Origin of the sequence: Psychrobacter sp. JB193 (assembly GCF_002285555.1) — a bacterium.
Classification (GTDB): domain Bacteria; phylum Pseudomonadota; class Gammaproteobacteria; order Pseudomonadales; family Moraxellaceae; genus Psychrobacter; species Psychrobacter alimentarius.
This window is the reverse complement of the sequence record NZ_NRGY01000002.1, coordinates 890,186-902,999: the sequence shown is the minus strand read 5'-3', so window position 1 is coordinate 902,999 and position 12,814 is coordinate 890,186. Positions and strand designations below refer to the sequence as shown.

Below are 12,814 nucleotides of genomic sequence, written 5' to 3'. Positions count from 1 at the left end.
TTGGCTTACAGGGAATTTATTATGTCACATACCTACCTAACTACCCAAGAGCTTTCTGAGCTCATCAAATATAACCCTCGTACTATCCGTAATGAGCTCAAAGATAGCGTGCTTATCGAAGGCATTCATTATATACGCCCATTCGGTGGTCGTAAAATTTTGTACATTTGGGAAGAGATTGAAAAAGATATGCGCACTGGCATTGCCGGTAGCGTCAATGCCATGGCACTACAATAAGGAGGAATAGGATGGCTAGTATTAGAACCCGTAGAGGGAGCAATATGCTATTTGTCGATTTTTATTACATGGGTATACGCTGTCGGGAGACGACAAACCTAACAGACACACCAGCAAATCGCAAGAAGCTTGAAAAAGTGATTGAGAAGATGGAAGCAGAAATCATCTTAGGACTGTTCAACTACGCTAAGTACTTTCCAAAAAGTGATAAAGCGGCACAGATGGTAGCGTTAAACGACCGCAAGGAATGCATTAGTACCGATACGCCTTCTTTTGAACAGTTTGCAGAATTATGGTTTGCTGAAAAAGAAATTGAATGGCGTGATACTTACAAGCGCAAAATAAAGGAGATTATTGATATGTACTTGATTGTTAAGTTTGGGACTAAGCCCATTCATCTCATAAAAAAGACAGATGTATTAGCCTTCCGTTCATCGCTCGCCAAAGTAACGTACGGAAAAGCTAACAAACATCTGTCAGCGGCACGCATCAATTCGATAATGGTACCTTTGGGTATGATACTAAAAGAAGCGGCTAAACGCTATAAATTTGATAATCCTTACTACGATATCAATGCGCTCAAGCAACCTAAAACGGATATCCAACCATTCACACTAAGTGAGGTTTGGACGTTTATTAATGGGGTGAGAGCAGACTATCGCAATTATTATCTGGTACGTTTTTTTACAGGTATGCGTACGAGTGAGATTGATGGGTTAACGTGGGAGAACATTGACTTTAATCGACGTGAGATTGTGATCAAACAAGCTTATGTTAAAGGCAAAATTGTTCCTCCTAAAACTCAAGAGTCTTATCGTGCAATTCAAATGTCACCTTGGGTCTACGATGCTCTGAAGGAACAGCAGACCATCACTTATAAGCGATCTGACTATGTGTTTTGCGCACATACGGGTGAGCCACTTGATTACAACAATGTGAATAAGCGTGTTTGGCACCCTACTCTTAAGGTTTTAGGTCTGAAGAAGCGCAATGCTTATCAGACCCGTCATACCGCAGCAACGCTATGGTTGGCTGCTGGCGAAAGTCCTGAATGGATTGCCAGTCAAATGGGACACTCTACAACCAAGATGCTGTTTAATACATATAGTCGCTATGTACCGAACATGACTCGACAGGATGGTAGTGCGTTTGAAGCATTGGTCAATCGCAGTCAGATTGCTCAGGTATCTACCGATAAGGGGCCTCACAATGAAAATGATTGATTACGATAAACTGCATGCGACGTTTAAACCTAGTGGCTATGTCAGTAATGGCGCAGATAATATTGCTAACTACCTCATCTGTGAGCTCTGCATTCAGTCAGGTACTGGTTTGGCTAGGTTCCTAAGTATTGATAGTTGCTTTGATAATCATATGGCGCTGCGCATATGGGTTCAAATGCGCTTAGAGGCCAATCCTGACTATGTCGTTGATGATATGTGTAGTCAGCTACAGAGTAAGCTTTACGAGCTCCTACCTCAAACTGGCTATGGATACTAAGGAGGGTATTATGAGTATGAACTTCGTCTTTGATTCAGCTCTGGAGGATACAGCAAAGCGTCTGTGCTATGAGTATTGGTCCTATGCGTCGCCCAGTGATTATATAGCGCATTTAGAACTGCTTTGTTATGACCACAACACGGAGACTGATGTTTTATTTGCTACACTTGCAAAATGTCAGGTTTATTTAGATGACGTACACTGTGAGTACTGTGGTCGTCCCTATCAATTAGATGTCCCAGCAGATGTACCTTATGCAAGGAGATTAAATTCTTGGTTTTGTGAGGGGTGTATTAGCTTTTCTGGTGGACAGCTTATTGTAGACAGATAGGTTTTTAGAAAAAATTTATTGCCAGACAACTTAGGTTGTCTGGTTTCTTATTGCTTTTTAAAACTTTAACGACATCTGTTGTCGCTAATGTCCTTTTAAATATTGTTTTGTCAACAAAGTTTCGTTAAAGTGAATTCATATTCAATTTTTTATCACTGTTAATAGACGGAACTATAATGGCGAAACCCAATAATGCCTATACCGACAATAGCTTTGTCTCTTCAGATCTCAAAACCATTTTGCACTCCAAACGTGCAAATATCTACTACCTGTCGCATTGCCGAGTCATGCAAAAGAACGGACGTGTGTTATATCTTACTGAAGATGACAAAGCTAACCTCTATTATAATATTCCTATCGCTAACACTACCTCCATTCTACTTGGTACAGGCACCTCCATTACTCAAGCGGCGATGCGCCTTCTATCACAAGCAGGCGTGTTAGTTGGCTTTTGCGGCGGTGGTGGTATGCCGTTATTTATGGGCACAGAGCGTGAGGTCTATGTTGAGTGGATGACTCCGCAAAGCGAGTATCGACCGACTGGATATATTCAAGGTTGGATGAGCTGGTGGTGGGATGATGATAAACGCCTTGCTGCAGCCAAGCAGTTGCAAATAGCTCGCGTTGCTTATCTGCAAGCGGTATGGAATAAAGACAGCGACCTTAAACGGTGGGGTTTTGACAGCAATATCGATGCGATACAGAAACTGCTCAATGATAATATTCAGCAAATCGATAAGCAGACAGAGGTTATGCATTTATTGCAATTGGAAGCCCGCCTGACCAAGCAACTGTATAAGCTAGCTGCCAAAAATACGGGTTATGATGGCTTTACCCGTGAGCACGATGGTATCGATAAAGCTAACGGCTTCTTAAATCATGGCAACTATCTGGCGTACGGTCTCGGTGCCACGACCTCATGGACGCTTGGCATTCCGCACGGTTTTGCGGTGATGCATGGTAAGACACGGCGCGGTGCCTTGGTGTTCGATATTGCCGATATTATCAAGGACGCACTGGTGCTACCCCTCGCCTTTATCTGCGCTAGCGAAAACATGAGCGAGCAAGAGTTTCGTCAAGAGTGCATTAATATGTTTACCAAGCACAAAGCGCTGGATTATCAGTTTGAGGTGGTTAAACAGTTGGCGATGACTAAGTGGAAAGTGTAGAAAATGATTGTTACCTTTGTCTCTCAATGTGAGAAGAAATCACTTAAGCGTACACGGCGTATCTTAGACTCCTTTGCTAACCGCATTGGTGATAACGTTTGGCAGACGGCTATTACTGAGGATGGGCTACAGACGGTTAAGCAGCTCTTGCGTAAGTCAGCGACCAAATCTACGGCGGTCAGCTGTCATCGTAATAAGACTCGTCAGCTGACGGAGTTGGTATGGATTGTGGGTAATAAGCGGCGGTTTAATGAGGTTGGTGTGGTTCCTGTGAACCGTACTAAGCGTAATATCTTACACAGTGAATGGGAGAATGATTGGACGTATGCCAGTAGTATCCAAATCATTGCTACCATTGCTGCGCTACTGCACGACATTGGCAAATCAACGGTTGGTTTTCAAAAGAAACTCCTTGTCGGTAGTAAACAAGGCGACTCTTATCGGCATGAATGGATATCATTAAAACTGTTTGAGCTGATGATTGGCGATTGCAGCACTGACGAAGCATGGCTTGACCATTTAATGAATTTAAATGAATGGTTAGAAAATAACAATATAGACAATCTACTATCTAATGCTAATAAAGATGTCGTCAATATAAAAGCTATGCCGCCCCTAGCACAGTGGGTTGCTTGGCTGATTGTCACTCATCACCGCCCCCCACTGTCAGCGGCGATTAAAGCCCATGGTCAAGTAAATGTAAAAACTTACACTAATAAATTTATGCCCATGTTTCGTGCGGTTGCACACGATGATATAACATCATCGACAGTTAAAATTGTCTGTGCAGGTCGCGATGAGACCGTGGTGGGCATTCATGCCGTCGGGTCAGATGTGGATGAAATTTTACAAGGATTTGCTTTGGCAATGAAAGTTGGTATTACTAAAGCAGATTTAGAAGAGACATTTACCATTCATCCAACAAGTGCAGAAGAATTTTTAAGTTTTAACTAAGCGGATATAAAGTGAGTGAATATTGAAAGTAAATGAGGTTAGCCGTTATAAGCAACGTCTAACCTCGCTATAAAACAGTTAGTTGATAGCAGCAAACAAATCATTCAATGCTTCACTCATACTAGGGTGGGTAAAAATATGATCACGCACCTGCTGGTAGGTTAAGCCTTGACGGATTGCTAAATCCATAAAGTTAATCAATTCATGCGACTCGGCACACAACAGTTGCACACCCAAGATTTTATCAGTTTTAGCATCTACTACGGCCTTAAGCAGCCCATCAGCTTGTTCTAAGATATTGGCTTTAGGAATAGTTGCTGCATCTAGTGTGGCGGTTTTAATGTCATAACCTTTATCTTTTGCCATTTTTGCGGTCATACCGACATTAGCAAGTGGCGGATTGACAAACACCGCATAAGGGAAAGTACGGTCTTTGGTGGTGTAACTGCCATCGCCCAATACTTGGCTTTTAACTACACGATAATCATCGAGCGAAATATAGGTAAATTGGGGGCTGCCTGCCACATCGCCCATCGCATAGATATTCGGCACGTTGGTTTGTAATTTTTCATTGACAGCAATATAACCTTTATCGGTAAGCTCAATGCCCGCTTTTTCAAGGTTTAGCCCTTCGGTATTGGCTCTGCGGCCTGTAGCAACCAAAATCGCATCGGCATGCAGTTCGCTATCAGCGGTGGTAATTGTGGCTTGCTGTCCACTATCGCTTATTTTTTTGATTTGCTGATTAGTTTTGACTGTAATATGCTGTTTTGCCATGATAGCGAGTAAAGTTTTGGTGATATCTTCATCTTCTCGTGGTAAAAAGGTATCGCCTGTTTCTAAAATCGTCACTTCACTGCCAAACCCTGCAAAAATAAAGGCAAACTCTAGCCCGATATAGCCACCACCAATAATAACGAGCTGTTTTGGTAAATCGGTTAGTTGCATGATACGGGTGCTGTCGTAGGCAAATTTGCTGTCTTTTAACCCATCAATCGGCGGCTGCCAGTTATACGCCCCTGTATTGATGTAAATATAATCAGCAGTGATGGTCAATGTGTCAGTATCGGTGACGACCTGCACGGTTTTATTATCAATAAAACTGGCTTTGCCTGTAATCACTTCGGCATTATCTAGACTATCAACTTTCTCAAAGTTGGCATGATTAAGTTTATCAATTAAATCGTTCTTTTTGCTAACTGCTTGAGCAAGTGATGGTTGTACGTCATGACCATAAGCTAAGAAGGCTAATTTTTTTGAGGGAATACAGCCAATATTGATACAGGTACCACCATACATGGTAGCGGACTGCTCCACTAAAATCACGGATTTGCCTGTCTTGGCTAAAGCTTGTGCCAGAGTTTTACCTGCTTTGCCAAAGCCGATAATCAGATGTTCGATGTGTTTTATGGTCACTGTGAGCCCCTCTGTTTTTATGATTGATTATAAGTTTTATGATTAAATAGAACTTGCTCCATAGTGTAATGATATAGTAGAGATATGCAATTTTATTAATAAAATTTAACATATTAATACCCCACTCTCAACACTTTTAAGCGGGGTTGAAACAAAAAAGGCATGAACTTAAACTTTAATCAATGACCAAAAAGATTAGAGAACAAGCCATGCCCATCGACGAATTTATCATTAAAATCTATCTAATGGTAGATGACTACTACAAAAAGATTGTAACAAACCGGCTAAGACAAGGCGGATATGCACCAAAGCTAACCGACAGTGAAATTATTACCATGGAGATAGTGGGTGAGTTTTTACAGATGGACACCGACTCACAAATCCATCAGTATTTTAAACAGCATTGGCAAACATGGTTTCCACAAATAGGCTCATATCCCAACTTTGCCAAGCAGTGCGTCAATTTGTTACAGGTAAAAACTTTGATACAACAGCATATCGTTAAACAGTATGGACAAGACAACATTCATTTTATCGATGGCTTTCCCATTCCTGTATGCCAATATGCCAGAGCGTATCGGTATAAAACCTTCAAATACGAAGGTAGTTATAGTTACTGCGCCTCAAAGCAACAAAAATATTTCGGCTTTGAAGGACATTTACTCATTAATCTATCGGGCATGATAACCAATTTTACCTTTGCCTCTGCCAGAATAGATGAAAGATTAGTGGCACCTGATATGCTTGATAATATCAAAGGCTTGTTAGGTGCAGATATGGGCTATATTAGCCCTGATTTATCTGAGTATTGCTTTAAGCGATGTGTTGATTTGCAAACACCGCTTAGAAAAAATATGCCCGATAAACGACCAATCAGTGTACTTAATCGTCTTAAAAATGCTCGTCGCAATATTGAGACGGTGATTGGTCAGTTATCACAGCGGTTTAATATGCAAAAGGTGAGAGCGAGAGATTTATGGCATTTATCCCACAGATTTATGCGTAAAATCTTGGCTCATAACTTCTGCTTTGTAATCAATAAACAGTTAGGTAATCCCCCACTTCAGTTTGAGTTGCTTATTTCAAGTTGAGAGTGGGGTTTATCATCATAACTTGTACTGAAAGCCACCAAATCAGCTAATGCTCTGGTAGCGTCTTGATCCTTAGTGCTGGCTCTCACATAAATACGAACGGTCATAACGCTACCTCTATTACTTAGACTTAATAATTAATGTTCATTGATAACAGCAAGAGATTGCTATCATTTAATATCAGATACAAGTCTAATGATAGATAAATTATTATTTAAAGGTTTTATGTTTTAGGTATAGACTAATGATAAGGGGTTGAAGTGGCTCCGTTGAGGTATAAGTTGATGAAATGGTTGGACGCATTAAAAAAGATCCTGCTTTTTTTAATAAAGAACGTCCTATCCGTACATACCTAAATGATTAGTGAACCGCCCCGACTATATCGGAGGCTGATCTACTTGAGTCAGGCAGCGATGCCTGACAGGGTTAAATTATCATAATACCGCTTTTCAAACTCAAAGGGTGACACATATCCAATCGTGCTATGTAGACGCTTCTTGTTGAACCAATCCACCCATTCAAGGGTTGCTAGTTCAACATCGTTCACACCAGTCCAGTTCTGTTTTAAATAATGAATCACCTCAGACTTATAAAGCCCGTTGACCGTTTCAGCTAATGCATTATCGTATGAATCGCCTGTCGTACCGACAGAAGCTATAACACCGCATGTAGCCATTTTATCAGTATAGCGAATGGATAAATACTGAACCCCTCGATCACTGTGATGAATCACATCTTTGGGATAGTTTCTATCTGCTATTGCTTGATTTAACGCCGCCATCACCATATCTGTGTTCATACGATTAGATACTTTCCAGCCCACAATAGCGCGAGCAAACACATCAATAATAAAAGCGGTATACACCCAGCCGCTTATCGTCTTGATATAAGTAAAGTCTGCCACCCAGAGCTGGTTAGGGCGATGAGCGCTAAAGTTACGATTAACTAGGTCATCAGCACGCTTTTGATCATCACGGCTGTGAGTTGTTATTTTACCCTTACCGCGCCAGACACCTTGTAGGCCATGCTGTCTCATTAAACGCTCTATGGTACAACGAGCAACCTTTAACCCGTCAGCTTTCATCTGCTGCCATACTTTACGCGCACCGTAACGGCATTTGCTGTCCTGCCAGATACGTTTAATCTCGCTGATGTAAAAGTCGTCATGTTGACTGCGCAGTGAGCGTTTTTCAGGGTAGCTCTCCAAGTCTTTAGCACGGTGATAGGTTGATGGGGCAATCGGTAATACTCTACAGATCAGCTCGACCCCATAATTATTCTTATGATCGTCGATGAATTGAATCATGATTTTAGTCAGCGGTCGAGCTCCGCCTGGGCGAAAAAAGCGGCAGCCTTATGAGCTATGCTGAAAAAACTATAGAACCAAACTTGGTAAACTAAGTGTATTCACAGGAGTTTATCATGACTAAGAAAGTCAGAACCTACAGTGCAGCTTTTAAAGCTGAAGCCGTCAAAAAGATAGCAGATAATAATGGCAATGTTTCAGCGACTGCAAAGCAGCTAGGTATAGCGATGCAGACCTTATCTAACTGGCAGAATAAAGCGAATGAAGGCAAGCTTGTCGGCACTAAGCAATATGATCCTGAACTCATGGCCATTATAGAAGAGAATAAACGTCTTAAACGTGATCTCAAGGTTGCTCAGGAGGAGCGAGACATTCTAAAAAAGGCGACGGCGTACTTCGCGAAGCACAGTTGATGAAGTACGTCTTTATCAAGGATAACCAGAAAATATTTAGCATCACCTGCATGTGTCACGTATTAGATGTTAAGCCATCAAGCTATTACAACTGGATAAATCGTGGCATCAGTAATCAGCAGATCCATCGCAATCAGTGTGAGTTGCTAGTCAGAGTGGCTCATGATGAGACTAAGCAGCGCTATGGCTATGAGCGACTGTATGCTTACCTTACAGGGCAAGGATATGCCATAAGTAAGTATATGGTTAGACGTATAAAGGAAGAATGCGGCATTAAATGCCGTCGTCACAAGCGCTTTAAAGTCACCACCAACTCTAATCACAACAAGCTGGTCTATCCAAACCGTCTAGAACAGAAATTTAATGCCAATCGTCCTAATGAGGCTTGGGTCAGTGACATCACTTATATTTGGACAAATGAAGGTTGGCTATACTTAGCAGGTGTTAAAGACCTATATACTAAAGAGCTCGTCGGCTATGTCATCAATAAGCGCATGACCGCTGATTTGGTATGCCGTGCACTTAATATGGCAATCAAAAACAAGCGACCTAGCCAAGGGTTGATTTTACATTCTGACAGAGGCAGTCAGTATTGTAGCAATGAGTATCATAAGATCATTAAGTGCCACCAATTTACAGGCTCGATGAGTGGTAAAGGCAACTGCTTTGATAACGCGCCCATAGAGAGCTTCTGGGGCATATTAAAGAATGAGCTGGTGTATCACCAAGACTATAAAACAAGATTCGAAGCCATCAACGATATCACTAAATATATTGAGCTTGAGTACAACCAAACTAGAATTCAAAAGGGCTTGGGCTATAAAACGCCAAGACAGGTGTGGTTTGACTATTATCGTCAGGCTGCGTAATTAAAATCTCCCAAGTTTAGTTGTACGGATTTGACGGCAGGGGTCAGTATTGGACTAGAGCAGTTATTAAAATAATCTATTGGAACAGTACTCAATTCTTCTATTTTAAAACTTCCCATACCTGGATCATTCGCCATCGTAATGACCGCTTCTTTAAGCTGCTTCTGAAAGTGCTTAATGTTATCCCATAAAAAATCATGAATGGTTGATACATTCAGGTTTTGATGACTAACCCTTTCTTCAATCTCTCTCACAGCAGAATTCGTGTACGTCATACAGGCTATTTTAGCCGTAGGATCCTCTGCTATTACTTGACGAATAACACTCACTAAAGAATAGGTTTTACCACTTCCTGCTCCACCACTTAATAAGAAGTTTCTTTTAGCATCTATGCAATCAAAAATTTCACGGACTTCTGGTTCTAACTTCAGTCTTCCTTCAACCATAATAAACCATCCCTAATATATTTTGGAATATCCCAATTACTAAAATCTTTATTGCTGTGATAGATAATATCTAATGCAAAGTGTGTTTTCTTCTCAATACATTTTTCTGCTAATTCATAAGCTGTAAAGTTACCTTCCAAACTTCCCCTGTTTTTTAGACCTCTAAAGGTATTTTTATTTTCTTTTATAAATACCAAGTTTATATGTATAAAAGCATCTTCAAAGCTTCTAGCATGGTAGCTTTCTTCTTCTTGTTGATAACACAAACATATAGTTAACTCATTTTCTTTTATAGTACGCTCTTGAATTGTCAGTACTTTCAATAAATTCCAATCTAAATCTTTCAAAAAATGTTTTAATGCACTATTACTTGTATCAGTGCCTTCAACAACTGGACATGCTTCTATTTTGGGATCACCATTATCCTTCTTATTACCAATGTCTCCAATAGAATCAATATCTGTAATGATCAAAGACTTAATACCTAAAAATTCAATAAATTTTTCAAATATTTGCGCGTAGGCACCAACTTCTATAGTAGATATATTTTGAGATAGTAAAGGTAGAAAAGTGTCTTGTTCGCCAGTACTCTCTAAGCGCTTTCTTTCTTCTAAATCGATTTTATACATGAAAGTAGGAACTAAGAGCCTTTCAGTATCACCCTCAATCAAAACAGCTTTGTCTGCAAAGAAAATCTCAGCTCTGCTGATAGTTAAATACTGTTTTAGAAAATCGTATTGAGGGGTATCAACATCATATTCTTCTTTTAAATCAGTTAAATTTTTGGCTACTACACTGTTCTTGCTTTGCAATTTAAGATACTTGATATCATCGAAATCACTATCTGCAACAATATGAGAGGAATGTGTTGTAATGATATATTGTAGTGGTCTTATATCTTCACCTTTTTTCACACCTTCAGAAAGTAAATTTTTAATATTCTTAATAAAAATATATTGCATTTGTGGGTGAGTATGAGCTTCGGGTTCTTCAATGATTAATAAATTGATATCTGCTGGTTTTTTATCTTTGTCTCTTTTAAAAGCCTGTACAAGAATTTCGATCTCGAAGATCATACTTATTAGATTCATGTAACCTAAGCCATTGTAATGCTCAGGTAGCTGACGTTTATCTTGTTTGTATACTACTGTAGTATTACCCTCTAACAACTCTCTATGTTGCAAAGTAGAAATTATTTTAATACTCGTATCGTTTGGTTTAACTCCTCCAAAGCTTTCTACTTTCCTTACCACGTCTTCAAATATATTTTCATAAATACTACTCAACCTGTCATCAGTTTCGGACAAATGATCAATAAATTTTTCATTTTCATTAAATTTATCACTATTATCTTCTTGCTTTTTATACAAGTTAGATGTCTGTCTAGATAAAGTATTCCCTTTATCTTGATTAGTAACATCTCTTCTTGCACTAATATATTTAAAGCTAATAATGTTTTTTATGCTAATATTTTCTCTAACAAGATCAATGCAACTATTGTTATTTACTTTAATTCCATCAACTTTAAAGTCTTGACTCGCATTACTTTCACATTCTAAATTTTTATCATTATCATGAGTAGTAACTTCATAATCATAAGACTTTCTTTGAATTTTAAAGTAAACCTCATGTCTTTTCTTTATAAAATCTTCACACGTTTTAGTCTGATAACTATCTTTGTCTTCTTTTCTAGAAATTTCATGCAAATTAAACTCATTATACTCTTTCTTCAGTATCAGAAAATCAGTATGAGTAATCGTATATTCAAACCCTAATACTATTATATTTTTATCAGGATCTAGATCCATCAATAGGCTACTGATATTCGACAGATCGTCACTTTCGTTATATTCGATAAATAATTGAAGTTTAATACCTTTGGGCATGAAGTCCTCAGGTTCATCAGATGAATTGACTGATTTTTCAAATTCATTCTTAAACTCTATATTAAAGTCGTCATATGAAAACCTTTCCTTTTCATTCAGAAATTTATCTAAGACTGAGAGTAATGATGTTTTACCTGTATTATTCTTACCAATAACTAGTGAAAGTTCTTCTTGGAGATCAATAGAAAAATCTTTTAAGAGTCTGTAGTTTTCAACCTTTATCTTCGAAATTTTCATATTTCCTACTTTTATTTTGATGAAATTTTATTCAAAGCATTAATTAGTGGGTAGCTACAAAATCACTTCGTTTAAACCAGCTTCCCAGACAGTAGATCTTCCGTAGCCAGCAAGTGCACCATGTAAATCCTCATAAACAGTGATTAACGTGTAATCTTGACCTGCAGATTGATAAGCCTTAGCATTATAGGCATTCGCAGAAGCTATAGTCATAGTGATCAAAGCCAAACCAAAAAAATCTTATTCAGTAAAATCATCATAAATTCTTGCCCAAAAATTCAGTAACTATCTAGCCAGCAGAAAAAACAATCATTAATCAACAGTATCTGACATTTGCTTTAAGTGATTTGACTGTTTGAATATAACTGATTGGTAACATTCTAGCAATAACAATGTATATTAAAACTGAATTAAAGTTTGTTAAAAATAATAGTTCGCACTATGATTTCATTAACAACAATAGACCCCTTGCAAAAGTACCAGTTCATTGATTTGAACTGAAGAATTTACAAGGGCTAGAGACGACTTATTCAAGAGGTCTAATAGATAGTTATGACTTCAAAACGTCTTACTCTACTAGTAAGTCAAATACATACTATTCACTCTTCAAACACCACGGCAGCCATCATCGTATAAATCACATCTACTTTTAAATTCTACAAGCAATATTATCTGTTTTAAACATATGAGCAAGCTGTACGTCTTCATTATAAAGTTCTACTCGAAGTGGCATTTATACTGCCTACCAGATAACTATTTACGTACATATCAATCTATACCCGCTATCTACTCTCTACTCTCTACTCTCTACTCTTCAAGTAGTACTCCGTTTTGTCTCCACTTTCCACCCCCAAGCTATCACTCTAAACTACTTTTCTAGTTATCTTATCCATTCATACACCTACAAACTCTAGCTAATTCCTGAGTCACTATAGATAGAATTGTCATCAATTTTGTCT

At 38.8% G+C, this 12,814-nt stretch carries 12 protein-coding genes, 2 pseudogenes and 1 other annotated feature; of the genes and pseudogenes, 8 read left to right on the top strand and 6 right to left on the bottom strand.

The genetic code is table 11. The features are described from left to right. The first annotated feature begins 21 nt into the window (after positions 1–21). The 6 genes from CIK80_RS11870 (at position 22) to CIK80_RS11845 (ending at position 4,191) form a co-directional block, all read left to right on the top strand. The gene (locus CIK80_RS11870; RefSeq protein WP_075107543.1) at positions 22–237 is read left to right on the top strand and encodes a hypothetical protein; all 216 of its coding nucleotides are present in this window, start codon (positions 22–24) and stop codon (positions 235–237) included. Positions 238–248: 11 nt separating this feature from the next. Then, positions 249–1,460, top strand: coding sequence for a DUF3596 domain-containing protein (locus tag CIK80_RS11865; RefSeq protein WP_095570170.1), 1,212 nt, complete (start codon positions 249–251; stop codon positions 1,458–1,460). Then, the gene (locus tag CIK80_RS11860) at positions 1,447–1,737 is read left to right on the top strand and encodes a hypothetical protein (protein WP_095570169.1); all 291 of its coding nucleotides are present in this window, start codon (positions 1,447–1,449) and stop codon (positions 1,735–1,737) included. Before CIK80_RS11865 ends, CIK80_RS11860 begins: the two co-directional genes overlap by 14 nt. Positions 1,738–1,747: 10 nt before the next feature. Then, positions 1,748–2,068, top strand: coding sequence for a hypothetical protein (locus tag CIK80_RS11855; protein WP_095570168.1), 321 nt, complete (start codon positions 1,748–1,750; stop codon positions 2,066–2,068). A 176-nt stretch (positions 2,069–2,244) separates the two neighbouring features. Further along, positions 2,245–3,237 carry a type I-F CRISPR-associated endonuclease Cas1f gene (gene cas1f, locus CIK80_RS11850; RefSeq protein WP_095570167.1) on the top strand — a complete coding sequence of 331 codons (993 nt, stop codon included), beginning with the start codon at positions 2,245–2,247 and terminating at the stop codon, positions 3,235–3,237. Between the two features lie 3 nt (positions 3,238–3,240). Then, positions 3,241–4,191: an HD domain-containing protein gene (locus tag CIK80_RS11845; RefSeq protein WP_095570166.1), complete on the top strand. Its 951-nt coding sequence runs from the start codon at positions 3,241–3,243 to the stop codon at positions 4,189–4,191. A gap of 78 nt (positions 4,192–4,269) precedes the next feature. Here CIK80_RS11845 and CIK80_RS11840 read toward each other — a convergent pair whose 3' ends face one another. Continuing rightward, positions 4,270–5,607, bottom strand: coding sequence for an FAD-dependent oxidoreductase (locus CIK80_RS11840; protein WP_089111068.1), 1,338 nt, complete (start codon positions 5,605–5,607; stop codon positions 4,270–4,272). Positions 5,608–5,816: 209 nt separating this feature from the next. Here CIK80_RS11840 and CIK80_RS11835 point away from each other — a divergent pair, with 209 nt between their 5' ends. Further along, positions 5,817–6,698: an IS982 family transposase gene (locus tag CIK80_RS11835; protein WP_089111072.1), complete on the top strand. Its 882-nt coding sequence runs from the start codon at positions 5,817–5,819 to the stop codon at positions 6,696–6,698. Positions 6,699–6,706: 8 nt separating this feature from the next. On the opposite strand, the pseudogene CIK80_RS15520 reads toward CIK80_RS11835, so the two are convergent. Both CIK80_RS15520 and CIK80_RS11825 read right to left on the bottom strand, forming a co-directional pair. After that, positions 6,707–6,805, bottom strand: a pseudogene (locus tag CIK80_RS15520) (resolvase); the annotation flags it as partial. A gap of 296 nt (positions 6,806–7,101) precedes the next feature. Next, positions 7,102–8,043: pseudogene (locus tag CIK80_RS11825) on the bottom strand (IS3 family transposase); the annotation flags it as partial. After that, positions 7,930–8,046, bottom strand: a sequence feature (AL1L pseudoknot). (Overlaps the previous pseudogene by 114 nt.) A 74-nt stretch (positions 8,047–8,120) precedes the next feature. Here CIK80_RS11825 and CIK80_RS11820 point away from each other — a divergent pair. Next, positions 8,121–9,286, top strand: a protein-coding gene (locus CIK80_RS11820) for an IS3 family transposase (protein WP_095568611.1) whose coding sequence is annotated in 2 segments (ribosomal slippage) — positions 8,121–8,379 and positions 8,379–9,286 — 1,167 coding nt in all. Because the reading frame shifts where the segments join, the coding sequence is not laid out codon by codon here. Here CIK80_RS11820 and CIK80_RS11815 read toward each other — a convergent pair. The 3 genes from CIK80_RS11815 to CIK80_RS15365 are packed head-to-tail and all read right to left on the bottom strand — an operon-like array spanning position 9,274 to position 12,068. Beyond that, positions 9,274–9,732 (bottom strand): AAA family ATPase, encoded by a 459-nt coding sequence (locus CIK80_RS11815; protein WP_095570165.1) that lies wholly within the window; start codon positions 9,730–9,732, stop codon positions 9,274–9,276. The two genes, CIK80_RS11820 and CIK80_RS11815, sit on opposite strands and share 13 nt — an antisense overlap. Continuing rightward, positions 9,714–11,855: an ATP-dependent endonuclease gene (locus CIK80_RS11810; protein ID WP_095570164.1), complete on the bottom strand. Its 2,142-nt coding sequence runs from the start codon at positions 11,853–11,855 to the stop codon at positions 9,714–9,716. The genes CIK80_RS11815 and CIK80_RS11810 overlap by 19 nt, the downstream gene beginning before the upstream one ends. A gap of 54 nt (positions 11,856–11,909) precedes the next feature. Beyond that, positions 11,910–12,068, bottom strand: coding sequence for a hypothetical protein (locus CIK80_RS15365; RefSeq protein ID WP_179288381.1), 159 nt, complete (start codon positions 12,066–12,068; stop codon positions 11,910–11,912). Positions 12,069–12,814: the final 746 nt, after the last annotated feature.